At 73.0% G+C, this 15,236-nt stretch carries 11 protein-coding genes and 3 pseudogenes; 5 read left to right on the forward strand and 9 right to left on the reverse strand.

Annotated features, from left to right (window positions below; translation table 11 throughout):
* The coding region (locus B7L92_RS08245) for a TetR/AcrR family transcriptional regulator (RefSeq protein WP_107501408.1) at window positions 1–728 on the reverse strand (728 nt) is incomplete at its 3' end.
* Window positions 729–783: 55 nt separating this feature from the next.
* On the opposite strand from B7L92_RS08245, the gene B7L92_RS08250 reads away from it, so the two are divergent.
* Entirely contained in the window at window positions 784–2,256 is a 1,473-nt protein-coding gene (locus tag B7L92_RS08250) for an MFS transporter (protein ID WP_107501409.1), read from the forward strand.
* A 79-nt stretch (window positions 2,257–2,335) separates the two neighbouring features.
* Here B7L92_RS08250 and B7L92_RS42065 read toward each other — a convergent pair.
* Window positions 2,336–3,178, reverse strand: a pseudogene (locus tag B7L92_RS42065) (alpha/beta hydrolase fold domain-containing protein); the annotation flags it as partial.
* 279 nt (window positions 3,179–3,457) lie between these two features.
* Here B7L92_RS42065 and B7L92_RS08260 point away from each other — a divergent pair.
* Window positions 3,458–4,126 (forward strand): hypothetical protein, encoded by a 669-nt coding sequence (locus B7L92_RS08260; protein ID WP_081236796.1) that lies wholly within the window; start codon window positions 3,458–3,460, stop codon window positions 4,124–4,126.
* A gap of 471 nt (window positions 4,127–4,597) precedes the next feature.
* Complete coding sequence (locus tag B7L92_RS08265) at window positions 4,598–5,467, forward strand: CAP domain-containing protein (RefSeq protein ID WP_081236797.1); 870 nt, start codon at window positions 4,598–4,600, stop codon at window positions 5,465–5,467.
* 12 nt (window positions 5,468–5,479) lie between these two features.
* Here B7L92_RS08265 and B7L92_RS08270 read toward each other — a convergent pair.
* The 7 genes and pseudogenes from B7L92_RS08270 to B7L92_RS08305 all read right to left on the reverse strand — a co-directional run.
* Window positions 5,480–5,914 (reverse strand): annotated as a pseudogene (locus B7L92_RS08270) (cytosine permease); the annotation flags it as partial.
* Between the two features lie 74 nt (window positions 5,915–5,988).
* Window positions 5,989–6,990, reverse strand: coding sequence for a TIGR03842 family LLM class F420-dependent oxidoreductase (locus B7L92_RS08275; RefSeq protein ID WP_081236798.1), 1,002 nt, complete (start codon window positions 6,988–6,990; stop codon window positions 5,989–5,991).
* An 11-nt stretch (window positions 6,991–7,001) separates the two neighbouring features.
* Window positions 7,002–8,405, reverse strand: coding sequence for a dihydropyrimidinase (gene hydA, locus B7L92_RS08280; RefSeq protein ID WP_081236799.1), 1,404 nt, complete (start codon window positions 8,403–8,405; stop codon window positions 7,002–7,004).
* Between the two features lie 31 nt (window positions 8,406–8,436).
* Window positions 8,437–8,808, reverse strand: a pseudogene (locus B7L92_RS08285) (nitrilase-related carbon-nitrogen hydrolase); the annotation flags it as partial.
* A 33-nt stretch (window positions 8,809–8,841) separates the two neighbouring features.
* The gene (locus B7L92_RS08290; RefSeq protein ID WP_081236801.1) at window positions 8,842–10,128 is read right to left on the reverse strand and encodes an aspartate aminotransferase family protein; all 1,287 of its coding nucleotides are present in this window, start codon (window positions 10,126–10,128) and stop codon (window positions 8,842–8,844) included.
* Window positions 10,125–10,967, reverse strand: a complete 843-nt coding sequence (locus B7L92_RS08295; RefSeq protein ID WP_081236802.1) for a nitrilase-related carbon-nitrogen hydrolase — start codon at window positions 10,965–10,967, stop codon at window positions 10,125–10,127. Before B7L92_RS08295 ends, B7L92_RS08290 begins: the two co-directional genes overlap by 4 nt.
* 412 nt (window positions 10,968–11,379) lie before the next feature.
* A complete protein-coding gene (locus B7L92_RS08305) occupies window positions 11,380–11,658 on the reverse strand; it encodes a helix-turn-helix domain-containing protein (RefSeq protein WP_159461009.1) in 279 nt (92 codons plus the stop codon).
* Between the two features lie 33 nt (window positions 11,659–11,691).
* On the opposite strand from B7L92_RS08305, the gene map reads away from it, so the two are divergent.
* The gene (map, locus tag B7L92_RS08310; RefSeq protein WP_081236805.1) at window positions 11,692–12,468 is read left to right on the forward strand and encodes a type I methionyl aminopeptidase; all 777 of its coding nucleotides are present in this window, start codon (window positions 11,692–11,694) and stop codon (window positions 12,466–12,468) included.
* Between the two features lie 180 nt (window positions 12,469–12,648).
* A complete protein-coding gene (locus B7L92_RS08315; RefSeq protein ID WP_081236817.1) occupies window positions 12,649–15,177 on the forward strand; it encodes an ATP-dependent Clp protease ATP-binding subunit in 2,529 nt (842 codons plus the stop codon).
* Window positions 15,178–15,236: the final 59 nt, after the last annotated feature.

Consider the following 15,236-nt stretch of genomic DNA (forward strand, 5'->3'; position numbering starts at 1 on the left):
TCCTGGAGGCCCTCTACGGCGGCCGGCGGCGCGCCGTAGAGGGCCTCCAGGAACCGGCGCACCCAGACGCGGAACTCGTAGCGCTCGCGCTCCCGCCCGGCGGGAGGGGCGGCCGCCAGCGCCGTGACGTGGCCGTGCGCCGCCCACACCAGGCTGCGCACCGTGACGTGCGGGGTCGCCTCCCGCACCGTCCCCGCGTGGGCCGCCTCCAGCAGGACCCGCTCGACCTCGCCGTACAGCGGCAGCGCGTACGCCTCGTCCAGGCCCGTGCCGCGGACCGGGTCGAGCCATCGGCGCAGCCACAGGAAGGTGGTGTGCGGGTGCTCCTCCAGGAAGTCGACGAAGCCTTCGGCGAGCGCGCGCAGCGCCGCGGCGAGCGGCGCCCCGCCGAGCGGCGCGGCACGGCCGAGCTCCGCCACGAGCGGGGCCAGCTCCGCCCGCTCCGCCTCGTGCACCCGCTCGAAGCACGCGTCGTAGAGGGCGTCCTTCGAGGGGAAGTGGTGGTGCAGGCTCGACACGTCGATGCCCACCCGCCCCGCGATGTCGCGCAGCGAGGTGCCCTCCGGCCCCCGTGCCGCGAACAGCTCCGTCGCCTCCCGCAGGATCAGTTCACGGGTCGGGGGCCCCTCCCGTTCCGCGCGCCGGGGCCTGCCCGGTCCGCGCCGGGCGGGCCGCCCGTCCCGCGCCTGCGGCTGTGTCTGTGACCGTGCCTGCGTGCTCTTCCTCATCCGGCCCAGTCTGGCTAGGATCCGCAGACCCCGCAATCAAACAGGTGAGGGATAAATGGACGCCGCTGCTCGCCCCGAGGTCCCCCTTCCCGGACAGCAGGGCCGGGAGGCCGGCGAAGACGGCGGGGACGTGCCCCGCCCCGCGCTCGTGCGGTACGCGCTCGGCTCGGCCGGCATGGGCGTCTACGTGACCGTCCCCGGCCTGCTGCTCCTGTACTTCCTCACCGACACCCTCGGGGTGGCCCCCTGGCTGGCCGGCCTCGCCCTGCTCGTGCCGAAGGCCGTGGACATCGTCCTGCACCCCTTCGTCGGCTCCCTCTCCGACCGGGAACGCGCCCGCCGCGGGAACAGGCTGCGGCTCCTGGCGGCGGGGTGCGCCCTCGCCCCGGCCTTCGTCGCGCTCTTCGCGGTCCCCGCCCCCGTGGCCGACCGGCCCTGGGCCGCCGCCGTCTGGGTCGCCGGCTGGTTCGTCGTCGCCAACGCCCTCTTCGCCTCGTACCAGGTGCCCTACCTCGCCACGCCCACCGACATGACGGTCGGTTACCACGGCAGGACCCGGGTGCTCTCCTTCCGCATGGTGGTCCTCACGGTCGGCATCCTGGTCGGCGGGGCGCTGGCACCGCTCCTGGCCGGGGAGGGCGACTCGGTCGCCCGCTACGCGGTGATGGCCCTCGTCCTCGGCGTCTTCACCGCCGTCTTCCAGGTCGTCGGCGTGGGCGGGGTGCGCGACCTGCTGCCCGCCGGAGCCCCGCGGGGCGCACCGGTCGCGGCGCCCACCGGGCGGCGGGGACCCGGGGCGACCCTGGCGGAGGTGCGGGACGTCCTGCGCCGCAACGCGCCGTTCCGCCTCCTCACCCTCGCCTACCTCCTCGCCTCCACCACCACCCACCTGGTCCTCGCCGGTCTGCCGTACTACACGCGCCACGCACTGCACCGGCCCGGCTTCACCACCGTCCTGATGGCGGCGTTCGTGGCCCCCGCCCTGCTCACCACCCCCCTGTGGTTCCGCGTCTCGCGGCGCTGGGGCAAGCAGCGCTGCCTGCTGCTGGCCCAGGCCGTCTTCGTCGCCGGTGCCCTCGGTCTGGGCGCGGGGGACGCGGCGGGTCCCGCGGTACCCGTGCTGTGCACCCTCGTCCTCGGGGTCTGCTTCGCGGGCCTCCAGCTCTTCCCGTTCTCGATGGTTCCCGATGCCGTCCGCGAGGCGGGCCGGAGCGAGATCGAGCGGACCGGCGCCTACACGGGGGTGTGGACCGCGGCGGAATCGGTGGGCGCGGCGGCCGGTCCGTACCTGTACTCGGCGGTCCTCGCCCTCGGCGGGTACACCGCCGCGCGGGCCGGCGAGGAGGTCGCCCGAACCACCGGCGCGCACACCGCGATCCTCCTGGGTTTCACGGTCCTGCCCGCCCTGCTGATGGCGGGTTCCCTCGCGGTGCAGCTCCGCTACCGCCTCGACGCGCGGGCCGCGCGGTCCCCGGGCCCTCCTCCCGCACGGACCCGTCGGAAGGACCCCGGGCGCGGCCGGGCGTGACGTGCCCCGCGCGCAGGCGGTCCACGACGATGCCGCGGGCCGCGGCACCCTCCCGGGTGGGGGTGAGGGGGAAGACGTGCACCGCTCCCGGCCGCTCGTGGTACTCGACGTCGACGCCGGCGGCGACGGCCTTTTGAACGAGCAGACGGGTGTCCGGATTGAGGATGTCGCGGGTACCGCTGAAGACGGTCAGGGGCCCCAGCCCGCGGAGGTCGGCGGCGAGCGGGCTGACCCGCGGGTCGGTGAGGCCGAGGTCGCCGCGCCAGAGGTCGGCGAACACCCTCAGGCCGTCGCGGGCGAGCCAGGGATCGTGCGGCTGGACGGCGTCGATGCCGGGATGACCGAAGGACAGGTCCAGGGCCGGGGAGACGAGTACGGTGCGCGGCAGCGCCGTCCCGTGCCCGTCGCGCAGCAGGACCGCTGCCGACAGGGCGATCTGACCGCCCGCCGAGTCACCCGCCAGACACACCCGGCCGTACCGCCCGCGGACGGCGAGGACCAGCTCGGCCATCGCGGGGACGACGTGTCCGGCGGTGCCGTGGGGCACCAGCGGATAGATCGGGACGACGACGTGGGTACGCGCCCGTGCGGCGATCCGTGCGGCCAACTGCCAGTGTTGAGGCACGATTTCGTTCACCCACGCGCCCCCGTGCACGTACACCGTGCCGCCGCTCGCGCGACCGGCGGCGGGGGCGAGGGTGTAGACGGGCCAGCCCCGCCACCGCTCGACACGGACCGAGACGTCCGCGCGCAGTCGCCGCGGCGGACCGTACGCGGGGGGCCTCAGCACGCGCTGCCGCAGGTGCCGTTCCGCTCCCCGGGCGGTGACGTACCGCCGGTTGGTGCGGATCAGACGCAGGTACAACGGCAGGAACCGACCGGGCACGGTGGGCATGCAACGCCTTTCGTCGTCCTCCGGCATCTGAGCGCGCGTCACTTCCGCCCACCACACTGCCGCATCACCGTCCCGCCCGGAACCCTCCCCGCCCGGCGCGCCCCGCGGAGCGCCCCTCGCGGGCAAGTCCCCCTTGTCCCGCTTGTCCTGCCGAAACACGCCGAACGAAACCGTCCGGTGGTACACCCCCGTCACCGCCCGCCTACGGAGCGAGTTGGCCCTTCCGCACCACAACAATGCGTGTGACACTGGCCTCCCGTCCGCTGTGCGGACCCCCTCCGCACCATCCCCCACGAGAAGTGCGCCGTGCGTTCCTTGCCCCTGCCGCTCACCCTGACCGCACGCCTGTCCCCGGTGGTCGTCCTCGCCGCGGCGGGCTGGGCGTTGTCCTCCGGCCCGTCGACCGCGCCGCAGGCCGCCGAGAACGAGAAGCCCCCGCAGAAGACGGAGAACCGGTCCACCTCCGAACCGTCGGCGACCCAGGCGGCGAAGACCTACCCCGCCGCCCCCGCGCCGTGCACCGCGCTGGCGGAGAAGACCATCAAGTCCCTCGTGCCGGGCGCCAAGACGGCCGGCAAGGAGATCCCGTCCACGGACACCGAGCTGCGCCGCACCTGCTCCTGGAACGCGCTCGAGGGCTACGAGTACCGCTGGCTCGACGTGTCCTTCGAGGTGCTGGAGTCGGACGAGGCGGCGGAACGGTCGTACGAGAGCCGCCTGAAGGACAAGAGCGGCGGGGGCGCCGTCCCCGGGCTCGGTGACGTCGCGTACTCCGTGGTGAACCTGGCCACCGAGGACAAGCAGGAGACCCGGGAGGGCGTGGTGGTGGCCCGGGCCTCCAACGCGCTGGTGATCGTGACCTACAACGGCAGCGACTTCGAGTCGAAGAAGGCACCGGGCACGGACGAGATCAACAAGGGCGCCATCAAGGCCGCCAAGGAGGCCATGGCGGCCCTGGAGGACGGGCGGGGCTGACCCGGCCGCCCCCGGGGCCCACCGGGGCCGCCCGCCCCGGCCCGGGCTCCGGACCCGGAACGCTCCGGCCACCGCCCGGGGCCCCGCGGACGGGCTCCCGGCCCCGACGCCGATCCGGAATCCTTGGTTCCATGACATCCGTCACACCGTTTCCCCGATCTATGCAGGCCGATTAGTAGAACCCGCTCCGGCGACATAAGGGATTTGTCCGTCTTGGTGTGACCGCGGAACGGGCCGGGACGGGTGGTGATCCGGCCGGGAGCCGGGAGCCCCGGTTCTCTCACCGTGCGGGGACTCCTGACGGGGCAGCAGGAGCACCGGGGTGCTCGTCACGAGCGGGGAGGCATGCTCTCCCGCCCGCCGCAAGGTCCCCGCGCTCCTACGAGGCGCAGTAGTAATGCGGCCCTTTGCGCCCGGCGCCGGGCCGTCCCAAGAATGACCAGCCTCCGGACAGCAGGGGTGAGGTCACTCATGGGAAAGCATCGCCAGCAGAAGAAGTACCGGCGGACGGTCGTCGCAGCAGCCGCCCTGGGCGTCATAGGCATACCCTCGGTCGCCATGGCCTGTACCGACTGGCCCGGCAGCGGGCAGCGGCAGGACCGGGGCACCGCCGCCCCGGCCGCGGCCGAGGACAGGTGGGCCGGCGCCGACCGGTACCACCGGTGGAACAGTGAGCACGGCGGGGCCACGGCGGCACCGTCGGACACGCCGGCCGCCACCGCGAGCCCTTCCAAGGACGGCACACCGAAGCACGGCAGCGCCGAGCCGTCGTACAAGTCGAAGAAGACGGCTGTCGAGGCATCCGCCTCCAGGCCCTCCACCACGGCGCCGAAGCCCTCCACCACGGCCTCGAAGCCCACCACCGCGCCGAAGCCCTCCGCCACGGCCCCGAAGCCCACCACCGCCGCGCCCGAGCCCACCGCCGGCGCTCCGAGCCCCGCCGCGACGGGCGGCACCGAGGCCTCCGGAGCCGTCGCCGAGGTCGTGGAACTCGTCAACGCCGAGCGGAGCAAGGCCGGTTGCTCCCCGGTGAAGGTGAACGCCACCCTGACCGAGGCCGCGCAGAAGCACAGCGAGGACATGGCGGCGAGCCGCACCATGTCGCACACCGGCTCGGACGGGTCCTCCCCCGCCGACCGCATCACCCGCGCCGGCTACAACTGGAGCACCTACGGCGAGAACGTCGCCTACGGCTACTCCACTCCCGCGCAGGTGATGGCCGGCTGGATGGACAGCCCCGGCCACAAGGAGAACATCCTCAACTGCGCGTTCGAGGAGATCGGTGTCGGTCTCGCGCAGCCCAACTCCTACTGGACCCAGAACTTCGGCACGGCCCGGTAGGCGCGGGCGCGCTCACGCCCGCCGGCGGCCCGCCACCAGCGCGACGTACACGACGAGCGACGCCGCCATCCCCACCGCCCAGCCGTAGTCCGCGAGGGGCTTCAGGAAGGGGATCAGCCCGGCCTCGGGGAAGGGACCCTTCCCCGAGGCCGAGTGGGAGCCGCCCAGCGCGAGCACCCCGCCGACCAGGAAGGCGGCGACGGCGCGCAGGTTCCAGCCGGAGGTGTACCAGGAGCGTCCGCCGGGCGTGTACAGGGCGGGCAGGTCCAGGGCGGTGCGGCGCACCAGCCAGTAGTCGGCGATGAGGATCCCGGCGACGGTGCCCAGCATCCCTCCGACCAGGCCGAGCCAGGTGAAGATGTACGGCTCGGGCGTCCCGGTGAGCTTCCACGGCATGATCAGCACGCCGACGACACCGGTGATCAGGGCGCCGGTGCGGAAACCGATTCGGGCACGGGGCCCTCGGGTGGCACGGGCGGGACGGTCGCGGTCATGGGCGTGCCCTTCGGCAGAGGTACCGGTCAGCGGTCGAGTGCCGGGATGATCTCCGCGCCGTACGCGTCGATCGTCGCTTCCTGCGCGTCGTGCATGGCGTACACGGCGAACTGGTCCACCCCCAGCTCGCGCAACGCCTTCAGCTTCTCGATGTGCGCCTCGGCCGGGCCGAGCAGGCAGAACCGGTCGACGATCTCGTCGGGGACGAAGTCCGTGGACGGGTTGCCGGCCCGCCCGTGGTGGCTGTAGTCGTAGCCGTGCCGTTCCTTGATGTACGACGTCAGCGCCTCGGGGACCAGGTCCGAGTGCTCGCCGTAGCGGGCGACCAGGTCCGCGACGTGGTTGCCGACCATGCCGCCGAACCAGCGGCACTGCTCGCGGGCGTGCGCCGGGTCGTCGCCGACGTACGCCGGAGCGGCGACGCAGACGGTGACGGAGCCCGGGTCGCGCCCCGCCTCCGCGGCCGCGGCGCGTACGGCCTTCACCATCCACTCGGTCAGGTAGGGGTCGGCGAGCTGGAGGATGAAGCCGTCGGCCTTCCGTCCGGCGAGGGCGAGCGCCTTCGGCCCGTACGCCGCCATCCAGACGGGCAGTTTCCCGTCCCGCACCCACGGGATCCGCAGCGGCTGCCCGTCGACCTCGGCCTCGCGCCCCTCGGCGAGGTCGCGGATCACGTCGATCGCCTCGCCCAGGCGGGCCAGCGTGTCGGGTTTGCGTCCGGCGACGCGCATCGCGGAGTCGCCGCGGCCGATGCCGCAGACGGTGCGGTTGCCGAACATGTCGTTGAGGGTGGCGAAGGTGGAGGCGGTGACCTCCCAGGTGCGGGTGCCCGGGTTGGTGACCATCGGGCCGACCCTCAACCCGGTGGTATTGGCCAGGATCTGACTGTAGATCACGAACGGCTCCTGCCACAGTACGGCGGAGTCGAAGGTCCAGCCGTGGGTGAAGCCGCACCGCTCGGCGCGCTTCATCAGGTCGACGACCCGCGAGGCCGGCGGGTCGGTCTGCAGAACGAGTCCGAAGTCCATGAGCACCGCTCCTAGTCGAGGTACTGGCAGGTGGACCGCGGGGTGTAGACGCCGTGCCCGGCGCGGCCGGTGTACTCCCGCTCGGTGATGACGGGTTCGCCGCGCGAGAGGACGGTCTCGACGCGGCCGGTGACCCGCTTGCCCTCGTAGGCCGAGTAGTCGACGTTCATGTGGTGGGTCCCGGCGGACATGACCTGCTCGGCGTGCGGGTCGTAGATCACGACGTCGGCGTCGGCGCCCGGCGCGAGGGTGCCCTTCTTCGGGTACAGGCCGAACATCCGGGCCGGGGTGGCGCAGGCGATCTCGATCCAGCGGCGCCGGGAGATGTGCCCGTCGAGGACGGCCTGGTGCAGCAGGTCCATGCGGTTCTCGACGCCCGGCAGACCGTTGGGGATCCTGGAGAAGTCGCCCCGGCCGAGTTCCTTCTGCCCGACGAAGCAGAAGGGGCAGTGGTCGGTGGAGACCACCTGCAGGTCGTTGGTGCGCAGGCCCCTCCACAGGTGCGCCTGGTGTTCGCGCGGCCTCAGCGGCGTGCTGCACACGTACTTGGCGCCCTCGAAGTCCGGCTCGGCGAGGTTGTCCGCGGACAGGAACAGGTACTGCGGGCAGGTCTCGCCGAAGACGTGTCGGCCCTCGTCGCGGGCCCGGGCCAGCTCGGCGACGGCTTCCCCCGCGGAGACGTGCACGACGTACAGCGGGGCACCCGCGACCTGCGCGAGCCGGATGGCGCGGTGGGTGGCCTCGGCCTCCAGCAGGGCCTTGCGGACCTCGCCGTGGTGGCGCGGGTCGGTCTCGCCGCGGGCCAGCGCCTGCTCGACGAGCACGTCGATGGCGATGCCGTTCTCGGCGTGCATCATGATCAGCCCGCCGTTCTCGGCGGAGCGCTGCATGGCGCGCAGGATCTGGCCGTCGTCGGAGTAGAAGACCCCTGGGTACGCCATGAACTGCTTGAAGGACGTGACCCCTTCTTCCACCAGGAGGTCCATTTCCTTCAGCGTCTCGGCGTTCACGTCCGAGACGATCATGTGGAAGCCGTAGTCGATGGCGCAGTTGCCCTCGGCCTTGGCGTGCCAGGCGTCCAGGCCCTCGCGCAGGGAGCGGCCGACGCTCTGCACGGCGAAGTCGACGACGGTGGTGGTGCCGCCCCAGGCGGCGGCCCGGGTGCCGGTCTCGAAGGTGTCGGAGGCGAAGGTGCCCCCGAAGGGCAGCTCCATGTGGGTGTGGACGTCGACGCCGCCCGGGATGACGTACTTCCCGGTGGCGTCGATGGTCCGGTCGGCGGTGAAGGCCCCGGCGGCCGGGGTGCCGGAAGCGGCGAGGGCGGCGATGCGGCCGTCCTCGATCAGGACGTCGGCGTGGACCTCGTCGGAGGCGGTGACGACGAGGCCACCACGGATGACGGTACGGCTGCTCATGCTGCTCCCTCTCCTGCCGTGGTCGGTGCTGTCAGGGCGCGGTCAGCGGCGTGCGGGCGCCGGGCGCCGGGTCGCGGTGGAACCGCCGGCGGTCGCGGACCTCGCGCGGCTCGGCCGGGTCCGGGTCGCGCACGACGGGTTCGGTCTCCTTGTCGCTCGCCACCTCGCCGACGGACCGGGCCTCGGGGCCGGCGAAGTGGCTGGTGCCGTAGAAGTCGTCGTCGTCGGGCTCCTCGCCGCCGACCCGGTTGATCGCGCCGGCGAAGTACTCGCCGGTGACGGCCGCCGCCGGCTGCTCCAGCCGCCACAGGTGGCCGGAGAGCCCGCGCGAGGTCGCCGACGGGTCGAAGACGGTCTCGGCGCCCGCGAGCCCCATCGCCCGCCGGTCCTCCGGGAAGTGGCGGGTCATGGCAGCGTCCCTCTGGTCGGTGTACCGCTACGGGATGCTCCGCAGAGCGCGTTCGAGGATCGCGGCGCCCTCCTCGGCCTCCGCGACGTTGAGGGTGAGCGGCGGGGCGATGCGCAGGGCGCTGGTGTCGTGCCCGCCGCCCTTGCCGATGAGCAGACCGCCCGCGCGGGCCGCCTCGAGGACGGCGGACGCCGCCTCGGGGTACGCCTCGTCGGTGCCGGGCTTCGTCAGCTCGATGCCGATCATCAGTCCGCGCCCGCGCACCTCCCGTACCGCCGGGACCTGGGCGGCGACGGCCCGCAGCCGCTCGATGAGCAGCCCGCCGACCCGGCGGGCGTTGCCCTGGAGGTCGTGTTCCAGCAGGTAGGTGAGGTTGGCCAGGCCCGCCGCCATGGTGATCTGGGTGCCGCCGAACGTCGAGATGCTGTTGGCGTCCAGGCAGTTCATGATTTCGGAGCGGGCGATGACGCCGCCGATGGACATGCCGTTGCCGATGCCCTTGGCGAAGGTCACGATGTCGGGCGGGCCGTTGCGGCCGTGCGCCTGCCAGCCCCAGAAGTGTTCGCCGGTGCGGCCCCAGCCGGTCTGCACCTCGTCGGCGATCCACAGGACGCCCCGTTCGTGCAGCACCTCGCGGAAGGCCGCGTACAGCCCGTCGGGCGGCGAGGTGAAGCCACCGACACCTTGGATCGGCTCGGCGATCAGCGCGGCGGGCGGACGCGTGTGCCCCAGCAGGTCCTTCAGGTCGTCGACGCAGGCCGCGACGAAGTCGTGGTCGTCGAGGGAGGCGAACGGGCCGCGGGTGCGCACGCCGCCGTGGACGTACAGGGTCTGCAGCGGGGACAGCGAGGTCGGCGACCAGCCGCGGTTGCCGGTAATGCCGACGGCGCTGAAGGAGCGGCCGTGGTAGCTGTTGCGCATCGCCAGGACCGTGTTGGCGCGCCGGTAGGTGGTGGCGAGCAGCAGGGCGGTGTCGTTGGCCTCGGTGCCGGAGGTGGTGAAGAACACCCGGGCGTCCGGGATGCCGCTCAAGTGGGCGACGCGTTCGGCGAGTTCCACCATCGGCCGGTTGAGGTAGAGGGTGGAGGAGTGCAGGATCCGCCCGGCCTGCTCGCCGACCGCCTTGGTCACCTCGGGCAGGGCGTGGGCGGTCATGGTGGTGAGGATGCCGCCGAAGAAGTCGAGGTAGCGGTTGCCGTCGGAGTCCCAGACGTGGCGGCCCTCGCCGTGGGTGATCTCGAGGGGCTCGTCGTAGTAGAGGGCGAGCCAGTCCGGGAGCACGGAGCGGTGGCGGCCCAGCAGGTCGTCGGTCACGGCTGCACCAGTCCTTCGTAGGCGTCGGGGCGGCGGTCGCGGTAGAAGGCCCACTGCTGCCGCACTTCCTCGATGAGGTCGAGGTCCAGGTCCCGGACCACGAGTTCCTCCTTGCTGTCGCTGGCGACGTCACCGACGAACTGTCCGCGCGGATCGACGAAGTAGGAGGTCCCGTAGAAGTCGTTGTCCCCGTACTCCTCCTGGCCCACGCGGTTGATCGCGGCGACGAAGTACTCGTTGGCGACGGCCGCCGCCGGCTGCTCCAGCCGCCACAGGTGGGACGACAGGCCGCGGTGGGTGGCGGACGGGTTGTACACCAACTGGGCTCCGTTGATGCCGAGTTGCCGCCATCCCTCGGGGAAGTGGCGGTCGTAGCAGATGTAGACGCCGACCTTGCCGACGGCGGTGTCGAAGACCGGCCAGCCGAGGTTGCCGGGCCGGAAGTAGAACTTCTCCCAGAAGCCCTTGACCTGCGGGATGTGGTGCTTGCGGTACTTGCCGAGGACGGTGCCGTCGGCGTCGATCACCGCGGCGGTGTTGTAGTAGAAGCCCGACTGCTCGACCTCGAACACCGGCACGACGATCACCATGCCGGTCTCGCGGGCCAGTTCCCGCATCCGCCGGACGGTCGGCCCGTCGGGCACGGGTTCGGCCCAGCGGTAGTGCTCGGGGTCCTGGACCTGGCAGAAGTAGGGGGAGTTGAAGACTTCCTGGAAACCGATGATCCTCGCGCCCTGCCGGGCCGCCTCACGGGCGTGCTCCTCGTGCTTCGCCAGCATGGACTCGGTGTCGCCGGTCCAGGTGGCCTGGACGAGAGCGGCACGTACGACGTTGGCCATGAGCTGCTCCTTCGACGCGACGTCAGCGCCTCTACGCCCGTAGAAACGGTCGTAGAGGGACGAACGTATGCCTCTCGGGCGGCCTTGCCAAGACCATCGTCGTCGAGACCGCGGAGTCGATCTCGTTTCACACCCCGGTGGGTGAGTCGTGGTGCCGGTGGGAAGGGCGGGACGCCGGCGGCGGGTCCGGTCGGGCGGTGGGTCCGGCGACGGGCGGGGCGTGCGGCAGGTCCCGGTGGCGTTCCCCCGAGACGTCCCGGGCCGCCCCGAGGGGCAGCGGGACGAGCCGGGCGGGGTCGGGGCCCGCCCGGCGGATCGCGCGGCGGACGCGCGGGGCCGGGCGGGCCCGCCCGCGGCGCCGGCGGTGCCCCGTCGGCGCCGGCATCCCCCACCCCGATCCGCCGGGCAGGCCCTAAGCGGCGGCCGACGTGCCCGGCACGTCCGAGGCGCTCGGCGCGCAGCGCCCCGCCAGCTCGTCCATCGACAGGCCGAGCACGCCGACCAGCGCGGCCACGGTGAAGAACGCCGGGGTCGGGGCCCGCCCGGTCTCGATCTTCCGGAGGGTCTCCGGGGAGATCCCGGCGCGGGCCGCGACCTCCGTCATGCTGCGGTCGCCGCGCGCCTCGCGCAGCAGCCGGCCGAGCCGCTCGCCGCGTTCGCGCTCTTCGGGGGTCAAGGGGGTGCGCACCATGGCACCCATTCTAATACCGGTATAGTAATTGGCATGGTGGAGCTGAAGACCGATACATCGATCGATGCCATGCACACGGCGGGCCGGGTCGTCGCGAGCGCGCTGACGGCCGTACGGAAAGCCGCGGACGTGGGCGTCTCCCTGCTGGAACTGGACGAGGTGGCACGGGAGGTGCTGCGCGGGGCGGGCGCGACCTCGCCCTTCCTGGGCTACCGGCCCTCCTTCGCGCCGACGCCCTTCCCCGCCGTGCTCTGCGTCTCCGTCAACGACGCGATCGTGCACGGCGTCCCGAACGACTACCGGCTGCGCGACGGGGACCTGGTCTCCGCCGACTTCGGCGCCGAGCTGGGCGGCTGGGTCGGCGACTCCGCCGTCAGTTTCACCGTGGGCACCGCGCGCCCGGCCGACGTACGGCTGATCGAGACCGTCGAACGGGCCCTCGCGGCGGGGATCGGGGCGGCCGTCGTCGGCAACCGCATCGGCGACATCGCCCACGCCATCGGCACGGTGTGCCGTGCGGCGGGCTACGGCATCCCGGACGGCTTCGGGGGCCACGGCATCGGCCGCCGCATGCACGAGGACCCGGCCGTGCCGAACGAGGGCCGGCCGGGCCGGGGCATGCCCCTGCGGCACGGCATGGTCCTCGCCATCGAGCCCATGGTCATCGGCGGCGGCACCGACGGCTTCCACGCGGCTCCGGACGGCTGGACGCTCCGCACGGACGACGGATCCCGCGCGGCCCACGCGGAACACACCGTGGCGATCACACGGGCGGGACCGCGCGTCCTCACGGCGCGCGAAGCCGACTGAGCGCACCCGTCGGCTCCCCCTGGGGCCGCCGCACCGGGATCGGTGCGGCGGCCCCAGGGGGAGCCGTTGCGCGGCCTTCCCGGACATGCCCGCCGGAACGGAACGTGTCATCGTGGCATGAGCGAGCCCGGACCGGGTTACCCGTCCCCGGCACGTCCACCAGCGAAGGAACGGATGACGATGACGAGTGGTTTCATCGGCCCGGAGGGTGACCCTTTCGCAGAATTCCTCGCGCGCTTCTTCGGCGGACCTCGCCCTCGCCAGATCGACCTCGGCAGGCTGCTCAGCCAGCCGGCCCGGGAACTGGTGCGCGGCGCCGCCCAGTACGCCGCCGAGCACGGCAGCCGGGACCTGGACACCCAGCACCTGCTGCGCGCCGCCCTCGCCGCCGAGCCGACCCGGAGTCTGCTCAGCCGGGCGGGCGCGGACCCCGACTCCCTGGCGTCGCAGATCGACGACCGCTCGGGGCCGGTCCAGTACGGGCCCGGTGACGCCCCGCCGCCGACCTCGCTGTCCCTGACCCCCGCCGTCAAACGGGCCCTGCTGGACGCCCACGAGATGGCCCGGGCCAGCGGCACCGGCTACATCGGCCCGGAGCACGTGCTCAGCGCCCTGGCCGCCAACCCCGACTCGGCCGCCGGGCACATCCTCAACGCGGCTCGGTTCACGCCCCCCGGCCCGCCGGAGGCACCGGAGGCCGCGCCGCCCCGCGTCGAACGGCCGCGCCCCGCGACGGGCACGCCGACCCTGGACAAGTACGGCCGCGACCTCACCGAGCTGGCCCGTGAGGGCCGCATCGACCCGGTGATCGGACGGGAGCAGGAGATCGAGCAGACCGTCGAGGTGCTCTCCCGGCGCGGCAAGAACAACCCGGTGCTGATCGGTGACGCGGGCGTCGGCAAGACCGCCGTCGTGGAGGGACTGGCCCAGCGGATCACCGAGGGGGACGTGCCCGACGTGCTCCTCGGACGGCGGGTGGTCGCCCTGGACCTGACGGGCGTGGTCGCCGGGACCCGCTACCGGGGCGACTTCGAGGAGCGGATGAACTCCATCGTCGAGGAGATCCGCGCCCACTCCGACCGGCTGATCATCTTCATCGACGAGCTGCACACCGTCGTCGGTGCCGGGGGCGGCGGCGAGAGCGGCTCGCTGGACGCCGGCAACATCCTCAAGCCGGCCCTGGCCCGCGGCGAGCTGCACATCGTGGGCGCGACCACGCTGGAGGAGTACCGCCGGATCGAGAAGGACGCGGCGCTGGCCCGCCGTTTCCAGCCGATCCTGGTGCCGGAGCCGACCCCCGCCGACACGATCGAGATCCTGCGCGGGCTGGTGGACCGGTACGAGGCCCACCACCAGGTCCGCTACACCGACGAGGCGCTGGTGGCGGCCGTGGAGCTGTCCGACCGCCATCTGAGCGAGCGCCGCCTGCCGGACAAGGCCATCGACCTCATCGACCAGGCCGGCGCCCGGGTACGGCTGCGGTCCCGCACCAAGGGCACCGACGTACGGGCCATGGAGCACGAGGTCGAGCAGCTGACCCGCGACAAGGACCAGGCGGTCGCCGACGAGCAGTACGAACAGGCCACGCAGTTGCGGGACCGCATCGTGGAACTGAAGCAGCGGATCGCCCGGGCCGACGAGGACGGCGAGGTGGACGAGGGGCAGAGCCTGTGGGTGGACGCCGAGGCGATCGCCGAGGTGGTGTCCCGGCAGACCGGCATCCCGGTCAGCCGCCTCACCGAGGAGGAGAAGGACCGGCTGCTGGGCCTGGAGCAGCACCTGCACCGGCGGGTCGTCGGCCAGGACGAGGCGGTGCGCGTCGTCTCGGACGCGGTGCTGCGCTCCCGCGCGGGCCTGGCCAGCCCCGACCGGCCGATCGGCAGCTTCCTGTTCCTCGGGCCGACCGGCGTCGGCAAGACGGAGCTGGCCCGGGCGCTCGCCGAGGCGCTGTTCGGCAGCGAGGACCGGATGGTGCGCCTGGACATGAGCGAGTACCAGGAGCGGCACACGGTCAGCAGGCTGGTCGGCGCCCCGCCCGGGTACGTGGGGCACGAGGAGGCCGGGCAACTGACCGAGGTGGTGCGCCGGTACCCGTACTCGCTGCTCCTGCTCGACGAGGTGGAGAAGGCACACCCGGACGTCTTCAACATCCTGCTCCAGGTCCTCGACGACGGTCGGCTGACCGACGCGCAGGGCCGGACGGTGGACTTCACCCACACCGTCATCGTGATGACCAGCAACCTCGGCTCCGAGGTGATCACCCGGCGCGGAGCGACGCTGGGCTTCGCGTCCGGCGGCGCGGACGCGGACGAGGAGGCGCGGCGCGAGCAGGTCATGCGGCCGCTGCGGGAGCACTTCCGGCCCGAGTTCCTCAACCGGATCGACGAGATCGTGGTCTTCCGCCAGCTGACCGCCCGGGAACTGCGGCAGATCACCGACTTGCTGCTGGAGAGCACCCGGCGCGGGCTGAAGGGCCAGGGGATCTCGGCCGAGTTCACCGACGCGGCCGTGGACTGGCTGGCCGAGCGCGGCTACCAGCCCGAGTACGGCGCCCGGCCGCTGCGCCGCACCATCCAGCGGGAGGTCGACAACCAGCTCTCCCGGCTGCTCCTGGACGGCCGGGTCCGGGAGGGCGGCCGGGTGACGGTGGACGCGCAGGACGGCAGGCTCGTCTTCCGCACCCAGGAGACGCCGACCGCCGAGCTGTGAACGGGCGCGCGGAGCGGCGCCCCGGCGAATTCGCCGGGGCGCCGCTCCGTGCGCGGACG

The organism is Streptomyces viridosporus (assembly GCF_002078235.1).
Classification (GTDB): domain Bacteria; phylum Actinomycetota; class Actinomycetes; order Streptomycetales; family Streptomycetaceae; genus Streptomyces; species Streptomyces viridosporus.

Bases quoted from the DNA above. Each gene is read 5' to 3' on its own strand.
- B7L92_RS08250 (WP_107501409.1), top strand. From the start codon at position 784: ATGGACGCCGCTGCTCGCCCCGAGGTCCCCCTTCCCGGACAGCAGGGC.
- B7L92_RS08265 (WP_081236797.1), top strand. From the start codon at position 4,598: ATGGGAAAGCATCGCCAGCAGAAGAAGTACCGGCGGACGGTCGTCGCA.
- B7L92_RS08275 (WP_081236798.1), bottom strand. From the start codon at position 6,990: ATGGACTTCGGACTCGTTCTGCAGACCGACCCGCCGGCCTCGCGGGTC.
- hydA (WP_081236799.1), bottom strand. From the start codon at position 8,405: ATGAGCAGCCGTACCGTCATCCGTGGTGGCCTCGTCGTCACCGCCTCC.
- B7L92_RS08295 (WP_081236802.1), bottom strand. From the start codon at position 10,967: ATGGCCAACGTCGTACGTGCCGCTCTCGTCCAGGCCACCTGGACCGGC.
- B7L92_RS08305 (WP_159461009.1), bottom strand. From the start codon at position 11,658: ATGGTGCGCACCCCCTTGACCCCCGAAGAGCGCGAACGCGGCGAGCGG.
- map (WP_081236805.1), top strand. From the start codon at position 11,692: ATGGTGGAGCTGAAGACCGATACATCGATCGATGCCATGCACACGGCG.
- B7L92_RS08315 (WP_081236817.1), top strand. From the start codon at position 12,649: ATGACGAGTGGTTTCATCGGCCCGGAGGGTGACCCTTTCGCAGAATTC.